Here is a 17,742-nt window from a genome sequence, read left to right on the forward strand (position 1 = left end):
TGCTATCGACGTGAAGCCATCGCGGTCGCCGCACGTCGCACACTAGCCGCGCTTCAACTTCAACCAAACACCCGCCGCCACAACCTCAGCACAACATCACGCTCCTCCGCCACCGCATCCGGATCGACCCGCGCCTTCTCCATCCCGTCGAGCCGCAACCGGTGCTGCATCTTCCGGTACGTGCGATACGCGGCGCCGACCGTCTCGGCCTCTTCCTCGCTCATCAGACCAAAACGCGACACCTCACGCAGCAGCGCGATATTGCCGGTGTTGCGGATCAGTTCCGGGTCGCTTGCCGCGTGCAGCAGCACCCAGTACTGCACGAGGAATTCGATATCCACCATCCCGCCGCGATCGTGCTTCAGGTCGAACAACGGCGAGCGATTCGGATGCCCCACCTCGACGCGCTCGCGCATATCGACGATCTCGCGCGCAAGCGGCACAGCTTCGCGCGGCGTGGTCAGCACCTGCTCGCGAATCGCCTCGAAACGTGCGCCGATGTCGGCATCGCCGGCGCAATAACGGGCACGCGTCAGCGCCTGATGTTCCCAGACCCACGCGGTATTCGCAGCGTCGCCCTCGCGCAGCTGATAGCGGCGGAATGCGTCGAGATCGGTGACGAGCAAACCCGACTCGCCATTTGGCCGCAACCGCAGATCGACATCGAACAACGTACCCGCACCGGTCGCCATCGTGAGCCAGGTGATCAGGCGGCGCGTGAAGGTCGCGTAGACATCGGCGGCGGCATCGTCGGGGTCGTCGTACAGGAAGATCAGGTCGAGGTCCGATGCGTAGCCCAACTCCTTGCCGCCGAGCTTGCCGTACGCAATCACCGCAAAACGCGGCACCTCGCGATGACGCTTCGCGAGCTGCGCCCAGACCGCTTCGAGCGTCACGTCGAGCACCGCATCGGCGAGTTCGGACAGCCGGTCGCTGACGTGCTCGACGCTGAGCTTGCCCGCCAGATCGATCAGCAGGATGCGGAATACTTCGGCCTGGTGCGCGTGACGCAGCAGATCCATCTGATGCTCGACGCCATCGGCGGCCGCGAGATGCGCGCGCAGTGTCCGCTTGAATTCGGGCCAGTCGAACGGACTCGCAATCGCTTCGTCGTCGAGCAGTTCATCGAGCAACTGCGGATGGCGGATCAGGTAACCCGCCGCCCAGTGCGACGCACCCAGCACCGACAACACGCGATGCAACGCGCTCGGATATTCGGTCAGCAGCGCGAGATACGCGCCGCGTTTGCTCACCGCGTCCAGCAGATCGAAGAAACGCGCGACCGTATCGCCGCGCCGTTCGGGCGGTTCGAGCGTGTTCGCCGCTTCCAGTGCACGCTGGGCGACGATGTCGAAGCGCTGCCGGCTGCGCTCGGCGAGCCCCGCATAGCGCGACGATTGCCACATGGCGCGCAGCCGCGCGAGTAGCTCACCCGGTTCAGCGACACCCAGTTCGACGAGGCGTGCTTCGAGCGCTTCACCGGCGCTATCGTCGGCGAGCGCGCTGCTCCACACCCACGCGGCCGCGCCGTCTTCGCGCACGCCGCAGCCGCGATGACCGGTCACCTTGTCGGAGAAGATCTGGTCGAACTGATGCTCGACGCGATCGCGGTGTGCATCGAGCGCCACCATCAGCGCGGCGTAATCGTCAAATCCCATCGCTGTAGCAAGACAGGCGCGTTCGTCGGGATCGACCGGCATCGCGTGTGTCTGCGCATCGTTGCGATACTGCAGCCGGTGTTCGAGTTCGCGCAGAAAACGATACGCGTGCGACAACTCTTCGCACACGGCCGGCGCGATCAGCCCGCGCACGTTCGCATAGCGCAGCACGGCGAGCGTCGGCCGGACGCGAAACCCCGTGTCCTGACCACCACGAATTAACTGAAATACCTGGGCGCTGAATTCGATCTCACGAATACCGCCGCGACCGAGCTTGATATCGTCGGCCTTGTCGGGCCGCATCGACGCGCGGCGCTGCGCTTCCTGGCGAATCTGCACATGCAGCGCGCGAATCGCGCCGATCACGCCGAAGTCCAGATACCGGCGATAGATAAACGGCAGAGTGAGAGCGGCAAGTTGCTTCGCCAGACGCCGCGCGGATTCGCTGCGGCCTTCCGACACGAGCCGCCCCTTGATCCACGCGTAGCGCTCCCACTCGCGGCCCTGCACGTAAAAATACTCTTCGAGCATGCCAAGACTACATACGAGCGGCCCCGAATCGCCGTTCGGGCGCAGCCGCATGTCAACGCGAAACACGTAGCCGTCAGCGGTGACTTCGGCGAGCGCGCCGATCAGACGCTTGCCGACTCGGGTAAAAAACTCCTGCGTCGCGATCGGCGAGCGCTGACCGCCCGCAGTTTCGCCGTCGTCCTCGTATACGAAGATCAGGTCGATATCCGACGATACGTTGAGTTCGCGCCCACCCAGCTTGCCCATCCCGACGACGCCGAGCGTCAGCCGTTCGCCCTGCGGCCCGCGCGGCTCGCCATAGAGCGCTTCGAGATCGGCGGATACGACGGCGAGCGCACGCTGGATCGTCACTTCGGCAAGATCGGTCATCGTGCCTGTGACTTCGGCGACATCGGCGGTGCGGGCGAGATCGCGCTCCATCACGGCGCAGAACACCTCGGTGCGCAACTGCCGCAGCGCCTGTTTCAGTGCATCGTCGCCGCTCGTGGCGCCTGCGGCACAGGCTGCGGATTCCGCACACAGCGCGTCGAGCCGCGCATCGATGCGCTCGCGCGTGAGCGGCGTTGCCGCCAGTGCCGCTATGCGCGCCGCAAGATCCGGGCGCGCAGCGACCGCTCGCGCAACGTAACGTGAATAGCTGGAACTCAGCAGGGTTACATCAGTCATCAGAGGTCTGGCTCGCTCGTTGCTACATCCCGTGGACCGGTCCCGGCTATCTGCGGCGCATTACGGTTCGCACCTGCAACATAGGCTGCAAACCGGTATGGGCAAGGGTTTGCAGGAAGTTCGAGGGCACCGGCCCGTGTGTTACATTTCGTCGTCAGACAGCAAAACTACCATACCCGCCATCCGCCGCAGCATGTCCGAGCGAAACGACTCCGCCGACCCGCACAATGCTGGAAATATCAGGCCCGCCGGCGGACACGACCATGTGGTTCTGCGCCATACGCTGCGGGTGGTGCTGGGCATCGCGCTCGTCGTTTATTTCATCGTGGCCGCGCTGGTGCTGGGTCTGCGCTACGGCGTCCTGCCGCACGTCGACTCGTTCCGGCCGCGCATCGAAGCACTCGTCTCCGACAAGCTCCACACCGAAGTCCGCATCGGCAAGCTCGCGCCGCACTGGCTGGGCTTCCAGCCCGGCGTCGACGTCACCGACCTGACCATTCGCGACCGCGACGGCAACGTCGCGCTCACGGTCCCGCACGCTACTGCCACGGTGTCGTGGCGCTCGCTCGTGCAACTCACGCCGCTGCTATCGAGCCTGATCGTCGATCAACCGGACGTCCTCGTTGCGCGCTCCGCGGACGGCACGCTGTCGGTGGCCGGCGTGCCGATGCCAAGCACGCACACCGGCAACGACACGTTCACCACGTGGCTGCTGCGCCAGCAGGCGATCGTCCTGCGCGGCGGCACGCTGCGCTGGCGCGACGCACGCCACGACGCGCCTGAGCTGACCCTGCAGGACATCCGCCTCGCCATTCTGAACGACGGCTATGACCACCGGATCGCGCTGCAGGCGCCCGCCGAAGGCACCGTGCTGCACGGCCCGCTCGATTTCCGCGCGCAGTTCCGGCACGCGCGGATGGCGGCGATCGGCAAGCCGGTCAACTGGAGCGGCACGGCTTACGTGTCGACCGGTCCTGTCGATCTGCCTACACTTTCCCATTACATCGACTTCCCGATCGAGGCTTTCGCGGGCCGCATCGATAACGCCATCTGGATCGACTTCGGCCAGGGGCGGATGAAATCGGCGGGCGGCGAATTGTCGGGCACCGACGTCTCGCTGCGAGTACGTCCCACCCAGCCGAAGCTCGACATGCCGGAGGCGCGCTTCTCCTGGTCGCTCGACGCGCCGGCGCGCGGCGATTACACGCTGAAGCTGCGCGACCTGCGCGCGGAACTCGGTCAGCCGCCGCTCGACGACGGCACGCCGCTCACGCGCACGCTCGCGCTCAGCACGCTGACCGGCCACTACCGGATGCCGAGCGTGCAGCATGGCCAGCTCGTAAGCGTGGCCGGCGACCGCGTCGACCTCGGCATCCTCGCGGAATTCAGCCGCGCGTTGCCGCTACCGGGGCGCCTCCTGAACGAGCTCGTGCGCTTCAATCCGCGCGGCCAGGTCGCCAATTATGAAATCAAGATCGAGCGGGGCACGCCGGAAAGCGGCGAGGCCGCGAGCGAGCACAACGCGACAGGTACCGAACCGATCGTGCGTTACCGGTTCAAGGGTGACCTGCAAGGCATCAGCGTCGCCGCGCAGGAACCGCCGCCAGGGCTCACCGCGCTGAACCACCCGCGCGCGGGCATCCCGGGTTTCGAGAATCTGTGGGGCAGCGTCGACGCCGACGAAACCCACGGCACGGTCACACTCGACACCGCCAACGCAGCCGTCACGGTGCCCGGCCTCTTCGACGACCCGCGGCTCACCTTCGACCGCCTGCAGGGCACGGGCACCTGGACCGTCTCGCCGGCCGCGCCCGGCGAAGCGCACAAGGCGTTTGCCGTGTCGGTCTCGGCGCTGAGCGTGCAGAACGCCGACCTGCACGGCAAGGTCGTCGCGAACTATACGAACCCCGGGCACGGTCGCGGCACGCTCGATCTGAAAGCCGACATCGATCATGCGCAGGTATCGCGCGTCGTGCGCTATCTGCCGACCAGTATCGGCGAAAAGCTGCGCATCTATCTCGGCCACGGGCTGCAGGCGGGCACAGCGCACAACGGGACGATCGAGGTGCGTGGCGACCTGACCCAGTTCCCGTATTCGCGCAACCCGTCGGCGGGGATCTTTCATATCGTCGCGCCGTTCACGGGCGGCACGTTCGATCCGTCGCCGTACCCGCCAAAGAAAATGAAGGACGGCACGCCGAGCGTGTGGCCCGCGCTCGAAGGTATCAACGGGGTGTTCGAACTGAAGGAAAACCTGCTGCGCTTCGACATCGACCGCGCGCATTACCGGCGCGTCGCACTGAACAAGGTGACGGGCCGCATCGACGATCTCGGCACGAAGGCGTCCAGCCTCGTGATCGCCGGCGACGGACGCGGTCCGCTCGCCGACATGCTCGATTACGTGAACAGCAGCGCGCTCGGCGGCATGTCGAAACATGTGGGCGAAAAGATCCACGCCGACGGTCCCGCCACGCTCGCGCTGAAACTCACGGTGCCGCGCAGCACGCCCAAGCCGCACATCGCCGTTGAAGGAGCGATCGGCTTCCAGAACAACCGCCTCGCGATGAACAACGTGCCGCCGCTGTCCGATCTGCGCGGCAAGGTGCATTTCACCGAGCACACCGCGGCGCTCGACAAGCTGTCGGGCCGGTTTCTCGGTGGTGACGTGCGGGCCAATGGCGGCCTGAAGGAAAACGGCAGCTATGCGCTCGACGTCGCGGGCCACATCGCCGTCGATGCTGCACGTGGTCTCGATCTGCATGGTCCCGCTGCGCAGGTGCTGACGCGGATGACGGGCAGCGCGCCGTACGATCTGAACATGCACGGCAGCAAGGGGCGTTTACCGGAAGTCACGGCGAACTCCGATCTCACCGGACTCGCGCTGAACTTCCCCGCGCCGTTTAACAAACCGCTCGGCACACCGATGCCGTTGCATTTCACGCTGCAGCCGCAGTCCACGACAGCGGCCGCCGACACGACAGGCACGGCAAGCACAAGCGGCCAGCAACGCGCCGACCTGACATTCGGCCCAATCGCCGCGACGTATCTGCTGCGGCTCGCACCGCACGAAAAGCCCGCAGTTGTACGCGGCGCGATCGGCGTCAACCGTCCCGCCGAACTCCCGTCCGAAGGCGTCACCGCCGCAGTCGACGTCGACGCCCTCGATGCCGACGCATGGCGCACGTTCGTCACCGACATGCGCCACGGCAACGACGGCACGCAACCCGGCGTGCCGTCCGCGACCGTCGCGCAGTTCCTGCCGAACCGCTTCGCCGTGCACATCGGCACACTGACGCTGCTCAAGCGTCACTGGGAAAGCGTGGTCGTCGGCGCCTCGCACGACGACAACAAGTGGCAGGCCAACATCGCGTCGAATCAGGTGTCCGGTCACGTATCGTGGCTGCCCGGCGCCAATAAGGATTCACCGGGCACACTGCAGGCACGTCTCGCGCGCCTCATCATTCCATCCGCGTCCGAAAACGATCTGCTCGGCCAGGCGATCTCCGCACCGGCGCAAAACATGCCGACGATCGATCTGATCGTCAACGAGCTGATCGTGCGCGGCCGCAACTTCGGCCGGCTCGAAGTCGATGCGCACAACAGCGACGAAGACGGCGTACCGGTGTGGCAACTCGATACGCTCGAAGTCAACAATCCGGCCGCGAAGCTGACCGCGACCGGGAACTGGCGCACGTCGCGCCGGCTCGGTTCGAACGCCGACGAGGACACGCCGCGCCGCACGGTATTCGACTTCAAACTCGACATCAAGGATGCGGGCGAGCTGCTCGAACGCGCGGGACTGCCGCGCACGGTCAAGGGTGGTTCGGGCGTGCTGGCGGGCAAGGTCGGCTGGCGCGGCGGCCCGACTGCAATCGATTACCCGACGCTTAACGGCAACCTGTCGCTCGATCTGCATCACGGCCAGATTCTCAAGGTCGATCCGGGCGCAGCGAAACTACTCGGTGTGCTGAGCCTGCAAAGCCTCGCGCGCTTCGCGACACTGAACTTCAAGGATGTGATCGGCAAGGGCCTGCCGTTCGAAAGCATCAAGGGCACTAGCGAAATCAACAACGGCATCGGCCGCACCGACAACTTCGAGATGATCACCGCACCGGCGCGCGCCGAAATGCGCGGCACCGTCGATCTCGCGCACGAAACGCAGAATCTGAACGTCCACGTCATCCCGACGGTGAGCGCGGGCGCCGCTGCCGTAGCGGTCGCAGTGATCAATCCGTTGCTCGGGCTCGGCGTACTCGCAGCGGATCTGGCGCTATCGCATTCGATCGGTAAAGCCTTCGCACTCGACTACGCGATCACCGGCTCATGGTCCAAACCGCATGTCGAGCGGGTCCATGGCGATCGGGGTAAGATGGACGCACCCGCTTCTGCGGCGACCGCTCCTTAAACCCGCATTCCCCGCGGCGCGGCGCCGAAGCGGCCAGTCTCGTTCTCGCCCGCGGCACGCACTATCAGCGCCGCGGCCCTGCCCGGAACCTTTCGAAAATCTCATGAGCGATCAACACGCCCATTCCCCATCCGAAGCCGCCTCGTCCACCCGCGTTGCCGCATTGCAAATGGTGACGACGCCCGATCGTGAACGTAATCTTGCTGAAGCCGAACGCCTGATCGCCGAAGCTGCCGCTGACGGCGCGCAACTCGTGCTGCTGCCCGAATATTTCTGCTTCATGGGCTTCAAGGACACCGACAAGCTGTCGATCCGCGAAGCATATCGCGACGGCCCGGTCCAACGCTTTCTCGCCGACGCCGCGCGCCGGCATGGCGTGTGGGTGATCGGCGGAACACTGCCGTTGACTGCACCGGAACCGGATCGCGTGCTGAATACGACGCTCGTGTTCGATCCGCAGGGTAACGAAGCGGCGCGCTACGACAAGATTCATCTGTTCAGTTTCGAGAAGGGCACCGAATCGTTCAATGAAGCGCGCACGATCCGCCCCGGTGACAGCGTTACGGCCTTCGACGCGCCGTTTGGCCGCGTCGGCCTGTCGGTCTGCTACGACCTGCGCTTTCCGGAGCTGTATCGCAAGCTCGGCGACTGCGCGTTGATCGTCGTGCCATCGGCGTTCACCTACACGACCGGTCGTGCGCACTGGGAAACCTTGTTGCGCGCACGTGCGGTCGAGAACCAGTGCTACGTGCTCGCCGCCGCGCAAGGCGGCACGCATGAAACCGGCCGCCGCACGTGGGGCCACAGCATGCTGATCGACCCGTGGGGCGAAATCGTTTCGGTACGCGAAGAGGGCGCCGGAGTGGTTGCGGGCAACATCGAGCGTGCGCGCATCGACGAAGTCCGGGCGAGCCTGCCTGCCTTGCGTCACCGCGTGCTCGCCTGACGTCCGGCTAACGCTCGATAGCCCGATACAGCCATTGAAATTCGATCCATTCGAACCATCTGATAACCTATCCGCATTGAATATGCGTATCGAATGACAATGGCAACCGTGGCAACCCGAACCGCCAGCTCGCGATATCCCCAAACTTACGACCCGATCTAATCGACTCACATCCGCATGAACATCATCGAACCCGGAATTCGTAATCTCGCGACCGCGAAGGACGTGCTTCTGACGCCCTACGGTCTCGACGAGTCCCTGCTCACCCGCACGCTCGCCGAGATTTTCACGCACCGCGTCGACTACGCAGACCTGTACTTCCAGGCCACCCGCAGCGAGGCGTGGAGCCTCGAAGAGGGCATCGTCAAGTCGGGCAGCTTCAGCATCGACCAGGGCGTCGGCGTGCGCGCCGTGTCCGGCGACCGCACCGCCTTCGCCTATTCCGACGATCTGTCGCCCGAAGCGATCCGCCAGGCCGCGATCGCGACCCGCTCGATTGCAAAGGCCGGCGGCGGCAAGCAGAAGGTGAAGGTCGCGTCGTCACTGACAGGCATCGCCGGACGCGATCTGTACCTGCCGTCCGATCCGCTGCATTCGCTCGACGCGACCGCCAAGGTCAAGCTGCTCGAACGTGTCGAGCAGATCGCGCGCAGCCGCGATCCGCGCATCACGCAGGTGATGGCAGGGCTCGCCGGCGAATACGATGTCGTGCTGGTGGCGCGTAGCGACGGCGGTTTTGCCGCCGACATCCGCCCGCTCGTACGCGTATCGGTCACGGTGATCGCCGAACAGAACGGCCGCCGTGAAATTGGCAGCGGCGGTGGCGGCGGGCGCTTCGACTACGGCTATTTCACCGACGCGATCCTGTCGAAGTATGTCGACGACGCCGTGCACGCAGCGCTCGTCAATCTCGACGCGCGGCCCGCACCAGCCGGCGCGATGACCGTCGTGCTCGGGCCAGGCTGGCCCGGCGTGCTGCTGCACGAAGCGATCGGTCACGGGCTCGAAGGCGACTTCAACCGCAAGGGCTCGTCGGCGTTTGCCGGTCGCATCGGCGAGCAGGTTGCGGCGAAGGGCGTCACGGTCGTCGACGACGGCACGCTGCCCAACCGTCGCGGCTCGCTCAATATCGACGACGAAGGCAACCCGACGCAGTGCACGACGTTGATCGAGAACGGCATCCTCAAGGGCTACATCCAGGACACGCTGAACGCGCGTCTGATGAAAATGCCCGTCACCGGCAATGCGCGCCGCGAATCGTACGCCGCGCTGCCGATGCCGCGCATGACCAACACCTACATGCTCAATGGCGACCGCGATCCGCAGGAAATCATCGAATCGGTGAAGAACGGCCTGTACGCGGTCAACTTCGGCGGCGGTCAGGTCGACATCACGAACGGCAAGTTCGTGTTCTCGGCCTCCGAGGCGTACATGATCGAGAACGGCAAGATCAGCTACCCGGTGAAGGGCGCGACGCTGATCGGTAGCGGCCCGGAATCGCTGAAGTACGTGACCATGATCGGCAACGACATGGCGCTCGATTCCGGCGTCGGTGTGTGTGGCAAGGAAGGCCAGAGCGTGCCGGTCGGCGTCGGCCAGCCGACGCTGCGTATCGAGAAGATGACGGTGGGTGGTACCGCCTGAGTTTCGCCCGGTCCGCACATTTCTTGCGCAATTTAAAAGAAATGTGCGGATTATCCGCATTTTCATGTCGCCCGGCTTGCCAGCTGCCTGAGGCCGGGTTATAAAGCACGACACCTTTTTCAGATCACCGAGCACCTTTCAACGCCATGTCCGCCAAGTTTTATTTTTATTTTTTCTGGCATCTCAGACCGCTGGCGGATCGAGAGGGGTGTTAGTGCACGTAAGGCACCCGAAATTCCCGAAAAAACCGCCAGCGAGTCTGGCGGTTTTTTTTCGCCCCTCGCTTCTATCCACCTAATCCTTTTAACTAGCCTGACGAGTTTCCGCTGCGGTCCGCTATCCACCGCGCGAGCACGCTACAAGTCGAATCCTGGAGAAAAACCATGCCCCCGCACAACACCGACGATGTCCGTATTCGAGAGCTGAAAGAGCTCACACCGCCCGCCCATCTGATCCGCGAGTTCCCGTGCGACGAGCCGGTGTCGAGCCTGATCTACCACGCACGCCGGTCGATGCACCGCATCCTGCATGGCATGGAAGACCGGCTGATCGTGATCGTCGGGCCGTGCTCGATTCACGACACAAAGGCCGCGCTCGAATACGCCGGCCGCCTCGTCGAGCAGCGCACGCGTTTCGCCAGCGAACTCGAAATCGTGATGCGTGTGTACTTCGAGAAGCCCCGCACGACGGTGGGCTGGAAGGGTCTCATCAACGACCCGCACATGGACAACAGCTTCAAGATCAACGACGGCCTGCGCACCGCGCGCGAGCTGCTGCTGCACATCAACGAACTGGGTCTGCCGGCAGGGACCGAGTACCTCGACATGATCAGCCCGCAATACATCGCCGATCTGATCTCGTGGGGTGCGATTGGCGCGCGGACCACCGAATCGCAGGTGCATCGCGAGCTGGCTTCCGGGCTGTCATGCCCGGTCGGCTTCAAGAACGGCACCGACGGCAACGTCAAGATCGCCGTCGATGCAATCAAGGCGGCGTCGCAGCCGCACCATTTCCTGTCGGTGACGAAAGGTGGCCACTCGGCGATCGTGTCGACGGCCGGCAACGAGGATTGTCATATCATCCTCCGCGGCGGCAAGACGCCGAACTACGACGCCGAGAGCGTCAACGCAGCCTGCGCCGACATCGGCAAGGCGGGTCTCGCCGCACGCCTGATGGTCGATGCGAGCCACGCGAACAGCTCGAAGAAGCACGAGAACCAGATTCCGGTGTGCGCGGATATCGGCCGGCAGATCGCGGCGGGCGATGAGCGGATCATCGGTGTGATGGTGGAGTCGCATCTCGTGGCGGGACGTCAGGACTTGCAGGAAGGCTGCGCGCTCACATACGGCCAGAGCATTACCGATGCGTGTATCGGTTGGGACGAAACGATCGGCGTGCTCGAAGGGCTGGCTGAATCGGTGAAACAGCGGCGCGTTGCGCGCGGCAGCGGTAACTAAGATCGGGCAGTCGCAACTGGGACTCAACTGCGGCTGTTGAGACCCGGTAGCGGCAACCCAGTGCGGGCCGCGCGACAACTAAAACGAAGCTGGTCTCGCACAGGCACTCGCGCACACGGATCGCCGTGCAGCGCGCGTGCCGCGTGCATCTTCAGTAGCGCATGCTCAACCGATAGAACGATCCCGCCGCCAGAGCACATCGCTGCCGCCAGCGCTCCGGTTCAATACGCGCGCTAGTACGAACAACAGGTCCGACAGTCGATTCACATACTGCCGTGGCGCCGCGTTGATCGTCTCGTGTTCGCCGAGCGCGACGATCGTGCGTTCGGCGCGCCGGCACACCGTACGGCAGACATGTGCAAGCGCCGCGGCCCGCGAGCCGCCCGGCAGGATGAATTCCTTCAGCGGCGGCAGCGTCGCGTTGTAGTGCGCGAGCCAGTTGTCCAGTTGCGCGAGATGCGCCTCGGCGATCACCGTGTGCCCCGGTATGCACAGCTCGCCGCCCAGATCGAAGAGATCGTGCTGGATCGCGGTGAGTGCTGCCCGTACGTCGTCGGGCAGCGCTTCGCACAACAGCACGCCCAGATTCGAATTCAGTTCGTCGACGTCACCGATCGCCGCGATCCGCAGGTCGTCCTTGCGCACCCGCCGGCCGTCGCCGAGCCCGGTGCTGCCGTCGTCGCCGGTGCGGGTGGCGATCTTGCTCAAGCGGTTGCCCATGATGGAGTCCCATTCATTCAGTCGGTCGCAGCGCGTGCGGTGCGCACCCGCTGCTGATTGAAGCCATGCGCCGCGGCAGCAAGCCAAGCCAAGCCAAAAAGCCCGCGCGGTCGATCGCAGCATTATAGGTGCCGGCCTTACCCTGCGCGCCCTGTGTGCCCATCACGCTCCCCACAGACGATCGGCGTAAAATGACCCGCAACCATAAGACACATCGCCCGCTTTCAGGAGACATGCGTGAACCATCCCGTGCCGCCGGCACCTTTGCGCCGCCCGTTCCCCGCCGAGCTGCTCGCCTCGCTGAAAGCCGCGTTCGGCGAGCGCGTCTCGACCGCCGAGGCAGTCCGCACCCATCACGGCCGCGACGAGTCGCCCTTCGATCCGCAATTACCCGATGCCGTCGTCTTCGCGAATCACACCGAAGACATACAGACCGTCGTGAAGTTGTGCGCGCAACATGACACACCGATCATTCCGTACGGCAACGGCTCGTCGCTCGAAGGTCATCTGCTGGCCGTGCAGGGCGGCGTGTCGATCGACCTGTCCGCAATGAACCGCGTGCTGTCGATCAACGCCGAAGACCTCACCGTCACCGTCGAACCCGGCGTCTCGCGCAAGCAGCTGAACGAAGCGCTGCGCGACACGGGCCTGTTCTTCCCGATCGATCCGGGCGCGGACGCGAGCATCGGCGGTATGTCGGCCACACGCGCGTCGGGCACCAACGCCGTGCGCTACGGCACGATGCGCGAGAACGTGCTCGGCCTGACCGTCGTACTCGCCGACGGCCGCGTGATTCATACCGGCACACGCGCGCGCAAATCGTCGGCGGGCTATGACCTCACGCGTCTTTTCGTCGGTTCCGAAGGCACACTTGGTGTCATCACCGAAATCACGCTGCGGATTTATCCGCAGCCGGAAGCGGTATCGGCCGCGGTGTGCGCATTTCCGTCGATGGGCGATGCAGTCCGCGCCGTGATCGAAACGATCCAGATGGGCGTACCGATCGCACGCGTCGAGTTTGTCGATTCGCTCGCGATCCGTTCGATCAACAAGCATGCGCAGATGACACTGCGCGAAGCGCCGACGCTGTTCTTCGAGTTTCACGGCACGGAGGCCGGCGTCAAGGAGCAGGCGGAACAGGTCCAGGACATCGTCGCGCAGCACTCGGGCGAAGACTTCGAATGGGCGACCCGGCCCGAAGATCGCAGCCGTCTATGGAACGCGCGACACAACGCGTACTTCGCGATGCTGCAGCTCAAACCCGGTTGCCGCGCGGTCACCACCGATGTCTGCGTGCCGATCTCGCGGCTCGCCGAATGCGTCGTCGAAACCGAGCAGGACCTGATCGCCTCGCCGCTGCCCTGCCCGATCGTCGGTCACGTCGGCGACGGCAACTTTCACGTCGCGATCCTGATCGATCCACACAAACCCGAAGAACTCGCCGAAGCCGAACGCCTGAATCAGCGCATCGTGCAACGCGCGTTGCGCATGGACGGCACCTGCACCGGCGAGCACGGCGTGGGCCTGCACAAGATGAACTTCCTGCTCGAAGAGCACGGGCCTGTCGCAATCGAAACGATGCGCTCGATCAAGCACGCGCTCGATCCACAGAACCTGATGAACCCCGGCAAGATTTTCTCGTGGGCAGCCTGACGCATAACGCAACGGAGCGTGTCGGAGATGAAAGAGGTCGCAGCAGGAGGAGACATGAACGCACCCGCCGAACTCTCGGCTGAAGTGCTCGCGCAACGCCAGCGCGAAGTCGTGCAGGCGCTGATGGCCGTGCTGCCGACGCACTGCCTGCTCTATCGCGAAGAAGACACGGTCGCCTACGAGTGCGACGGCCTCGCTGCTTACCGCCGCCTGCCGCTCGCCGTCGTGCTACCGGAAACGGAATCGCAGGTGCAGCGCATCGTGCAGATCTGCAAGCGGCTCGACGTGCCGATCGTGCCGCGCGGGGCGGGCACCGGGCTCTCGGGTGGCGCGATGCCGATACGCCATGGCGTGGTCGTATCGCTGGCGCGTTTCAGGAAGATCGTCGAAGTCGATTCGTATGCGCGTACCGCCACCGTGCAACCGGGCGTACGCAATCTCGCGATCTCGGAAGCGGCCGCGCCGTATGGGCTCTACTACGCACCCGATCCGTCGTCGCAGATCGCCTGCACGATCGGCGGCAACGTGTCGGAGAATTCCGGCGGCGTGCATTGCCTGAAGTACGGTCTCACCGTGCATAACGTCCTGCGCGTGCGCGCGGTGACGATGGATGGCGAGATCGTCGAGTTCGGTTCGTTGAGCCCGGACGCGCCCGGTCTCGATCTGCTGGCGGTGGTGATCGGTAGCGAAGGGATGTTCGCGATCGTCACCGAAGTCACCGTCAAGCTGATTCCGAAGCCGCAAACCGCGCAGGTCGTGATGGCGAGTTTCGACGATGTCGTGAAGGGCGGCGATGCGGTCGCGGGCATCATCGCGGCGGGCATCATTCCCGCGGGCCTTGAGATGATGGACAAACCGGCCACGCGCGCCGTCGAGGGTTTCGTCAACGCCGGCTACGATCTCGATGCCGCGGCGATCCTGTTATGCGAGTCGGATGGAACACCCGAAGAAGTCGCCGACGAAATAGTCAGGATGACGGCCGTACTACGCGAGCACGGTGCGACGCGCATCCAGATTTCGCGCTCGGAAAGCGAGCGGCTGCGCTTCTGGTCCGGACGCAAGAATGCGTTTCCGGCCGCCGGACGTATCTCGCCCGACTACTACTGCATGGACGGCACGGTGCCGCGTCGCAGCATCGGACCGCTGCTCGCGCGCATCGAGGTGATGGAAGAAAAGTACCGCCTGCGCTGCATGAACGTGTTCCATGCGGGCGACGGCAACATGCATCCGCTGATTCTGTTTAACGGTAACGATCTCGACGAATGGCATCGCGCCGAGGCGTTCGGCGCCGACATTCTCGAGACCTGCGTCGAGCTGGGCGGCACCGTGACCGGCGAACACGGTGTCGGCATCGAGAAGATCAATTCGATGTGCGTGCAGTTCTCGCCCGAAGAACGCGATGCGTTTCACGCGGTCAAGCGCGCCTTCGATCCCCCCGGCCTGCTGAACCCCGACAAGGGCATCCCGACGCGGGCCCGCTGTGCGGAGTACGGCAAGATGCATGTGCGCGGCGGCCTGCTGCCGCATCCCGATCTGCCGCGTTTCTAGCCTGCGCGCGCGGGTCGTCCACTGGCAAGCGCGCTCCGCGGGTCATCCCTGGTGCGTGCTCGCCGGCGCGAAGACCCTTGCCGTGGCGTCTTCCCGCGCTTCGTGCTACGGGTCCGCTCCGGGTTGCCAGAGCGGCGCCGACCGGTACAATCGAGCGAAACACAACGAAGCAGGACACCATGGAAGAGGACGACATCGTCGCCGACTGGTCCGAGCGCATCCGCTCGGCCACTGCCTCCGGACACGTATTGCGCATTCGCGGCGGCGGCACGAAAGACTGGTACGGCCAGACGCTGGAAGGTGAAATCCTCGATACGCGCGCCCACCGCGGCATCATCGCCTACGACCCGGCCGAACTCGTCATCACCGCACGGGCCGGCACGCCACTCCTCGAGATCGAAGCAGCGCTTGCCGAACACGATCAGATGCTGCCGTTCGAGCCGCCGCATTTCGGCGCGCAGGCCACCTTCGGCGGCTGCATCGCGGCGGGTATCGCCGGGCCGCGGCGCCCCGCGACCGGCGCACCGCGCGACTTCGTGCTCGGTGCGGTCGTGATGAACGGCCATGGCCAGGTGCTGCACTTCGGCGGTCAGGTCGTGAAGAACGTTGCCGGCTACGACGTATCGCGATTGATGGCCGGCTCGCTCGGCACGCTCGCGCTGATCCTCGAACTATCGGTGAAGGTGTTGCCGCGGCCGAAGGTCGAAGCCACGCTCAAGTTCGACATGAACGGCACCGATGCCGTACGCAAGCTCAACGAATGGGGCGGCCGGCCGCTGCCGGTCACCGCCAGCGCGTGGCGCAACGGCACGCTCGCGTTGCGCCTCGGCGGGGCGGAAGCTGCGGTGAAGGCCGCGAAGTCCGTGCTGGGCGGTGAAGTAGTCGACGCGGTCGAAGCCGAACGCTTCTGGGGCGGTCTGCGCGAGCAGACCGATCCGTTCTTCTCGGCGATCGCACCAATGGCCGCACTCTGGCGTCTCGCACTCCCAACCATCACCGAACCGCTGCAACTGCCAGGCGCCCAACTGATGGAATGGGGCGGCGGGCAACGCTGGTGGATCACCGACACCGACGCGCAAACGGTACGCATGAGCGCGAAACAGGCCGGCGGCCACGCGACGATCTTTCGCACCGGTCATGGCTACGATCGCAGCGCCGGTGTGTTCACCCCGCTGCCCGCACCGTTGATGAAAATCCATCGTGGTTTGAAAGCCGCTTTCGATCCAGCCCGCGTCTTCAATCGCGGCCGTCTGTACCCCGACTTCTGAACCACACGATGCAGACGAATCTCGCGGACTTCATGCGCAACACACCGGATGGCGAAGAGGCTGATGCCATTCTGCGCAAGTGCGTGCATTGCGGTTTCTGCACGGCGACCTGTCCGACCTATCAGTTGCTTGGCGACGAACTCGATGGACCGCGCGGCCGCATCTACCTGATCAAGCAACTGGTGGAAGGCGCACCCGCTACGCGCAGCACGCAGACGCACCTCGACCGCTGCCTGACCTGCCGCAGCTGCGAAACCACGTGTCCGTCCGGCGTGCAATACGGACGGCTCGTCGAGATCGGCCGCAAGATCACCGAAGAGAAGATCACGCGGCCGATCGGCCAGCGCGTGATGCGCCGGGTACTGGCGAGCTTCGTGCCGAACAGCGCGCTGTTCACACCGACGATGCGGCTCGGTCAGCACGTGCGCCGGTTACTGCCGAAGAAGCTGCGCGACAAGGTGCCGGCGCGACAACGCATGCTCGAATGGCCGACCACCACGCATTCGCGCAAGATGTTGATGCTCGCGGGCTGCGTGCAACCGTCGATGATGCCGAACGTCAACATCGCCACCGCGCGCGTGCTCGACGCACTCGGCATTCAAACCATCGTTGCGCCGGAAGCGGGCTGCTGCGGCGCGATCCGCCTGCATCTCGGCTACACCGACGAGGCGCTCGACGACATCCGCGCGAACATCGACGCATGGTGGCCGTATGTCGAGCAGGGCGCGGAAGCGATCGTGATGAATGCGTCCGGTTGCGGCTCCACCGTGATGGAATACGCGCACCTGCTGCGCGACGATCCGGCCTACGCGGCAAAAGCGCAACGCATCGTCGAGCTGACCCGCGATATCGCCCAGATCCTTCCTGATTTCGAAGAACCACTGATCGCCCTCACCCGCCGCCGCGCGGTGCATACCGTCGCGTTTCATCCGCCCTGCACGCTGCAGCATGGCCAGCAGATACGCGGCAAGGTCGAGCATCTGCTCGAAGCGCTCGACATCGAAGTGCGCCTTCCCGCCGACAGCCACCTGTGCTGCGGCTCCGCGGGCACCTACTCGCTCACGCAGCCGGCGCTGTCGTACACGCTGCGCAACCAGAAGCTCGAAAAGCTGAATGCGCTCGAACCGCAGATGATCGTATCGGCGAACGTCGGCTGCATTTCGCATCTGCAAAGCGGCACATCGATGCCAGTCGCGCACTGGATCGAACTCGTCGAGCACATGTTGTCAGCGTAGCCAGAACCCAT

10 protein-coding genes are annotated in these 17,742 nt (G+C 64.8%); 8 read left to right on the forward strand and 2 right to left on the reverse strand.

Going from position 1 to position 17,742, the window contains the following annotated elements; genetic code table 11:
- Positions 1–59 precede the first annotated feature (59 nt).
- On the reverse strand, positions 60–2,855 hold the full coding sequence (gene glnE / locus BWP39_RS13850) for a bifunctional [glutamate--ammonia ligase]-adenylyl-L-tyrosine phosphorylase/[glutamate--ammonia-ligase] adenylyltransferase (protein WP_096721011.1): 2,796 nt from the start codon (positions 2,853–2,855) through the stop codon (positions 60–62).
- 193 nt (positions 2,856–3,048) lie between these two features.
- Between glnE and BWP39_RS13855 the strand changes: the two genes are divergently transcribed.
- The 4 genes from BWP39_RS13855 to aroG all read left to right on the forward strand — a co-directional run bounded on the left by BWP39_RS13855 (position 3,049) and on the right by aroG (position 11,307).
- A complete protein-coding gene (locus tag BWP39_RS13855) occupies positions 3,049–7,260 on the forward strand; it encodes a YhdP family protein (RefSeq protein ID WP_096721013.1) in 4,212 nt (1,403 codons plus the stop codon).
- Positions 7,261–7,363: 103 nt separating this feature from the next.
- On the forward strand, positions 7,364–8,206 hold the full coding sequence (locus BWP39_RS13860; protein ID WP_096721015.1) for a carbon-nitrogen hydrolase family protein: 843 nt from the start codon (positions 7,364–7,366) through the stop codon (positions 8,204–8,206).
- Positions 8,207–8,383: 177 nt separating this feature from the next.
- The gene (gene tldD / locus BWP39_RS13865; protein ID WP_096721017.1) at positions 8,384–9,850 is read left to right on the forward strand and encodes a metalloprotease TldD; all 1,467 of its coding nucleotides are present in this window, start codon (positions 8,384–8,386) and stop codon (positions 9,848–9,850) included.
- Between the two features lie 383 nt (positions 9,851–10,233).
- Positions 10,234–11,307: a 3-deoxy-7-phosphoheptulonate synthase AroG gene (aroG, locus tag BWP39_RS13870; protein ID WP_096721019.1), complete on the forward strand. Its 1,074-nt coding sequence runs from the start codon at positions 10,234–10,236 to the stop codon at positions 11,305–11,307.
- A 165-nt stretch (positions 11,308–11,472) separates the two neighbouring features.
- Here aroG and BWP39_RS13875 read toward each other — a convergent pair whose 3' ends face one another.
- The gene (locus tag BWP39_RS13875; protein WP_096721021.1) at positions 11,473–12,027 is read right to left on the reverse strand and encodes a cob(I)yrinic acid a,c-diamide adenosyltransferase; all 555 of its coding nucleotides are present in this window, start codon (positions 12,025–12,027) and stop codon (positions 11,473–11,475) included.
- 237 nt (positions 12,028–12,264) lie between these two features.
- On the opposite strand from BWP39_RS13875, the gene BWP39_RS13880 reads away from it, so the two are divergent.
- The 4 genes from BWP39_RS13880 to glcF all read left to right on the forward strand — a co-directional run bounded on the left by BWP39_RS13880 (position 12,265) and on the right by glcF (position 17,731).
- Positions 12,265–13,680, forward strand: a complete 1,416-nt coding sequence (locus tag BWP39_RS13880; RefSeq protein WP_096721023.1) for an FAD-binding oxidoreductase — start codon at positions 12,265–12,267, stop codon at positions 13,678–13,680.
- Positions 13,681–13,734: 54 nt separating this feature from the next.
- Complete coding sequence (locus tag BWP39_RS13885) at positions 13,735–15,228, forward strand: FAD-linked oxidase C-terminal domain-containing protein (RefSeq protein ID WP_096721025.1); 1,494 nt, start codon at positions 13,735–13,737, stop codon at positions 15,226–15,228.
- Between the two features lie 179 nt (positions 15,229–15,407).
- Complete coding sequence (glcE, locus tag BWP39_RS13890; RefSeq protein WP_096721027.1) at positions 15,408–16,496, forward strand: glycolate oxidase subunit GlcE; 1,089 nt, start codon at positions 15,408–15,410, stop codon at positions 16,494–16,496.
- A gap of 8 nt (positions 16,497–16,504) precedes the next feature.
- Entirely contained in the window at positions 16,505–17,731 is a 1,227-nt protein-coding gene (gene glcF, locus BWP39_RS13895) for a glycolate oxidase subunit GlcF (protein ID WP_096721029.1), read from the forward strand.
- Positions 17,732–17,742 lie beyond the last annotated feature (11 nt).

Source organism: Paraburkholderia acidicola, assembly GCF_002362315.1.
GTDB classification, from domain to species: Bacteria; Pseudomonadota; Gammaproteobacteria; order Burkholderiales; family Burkholderiaceae; genus Paraburkholderia; species Paraburkholderia acidicola.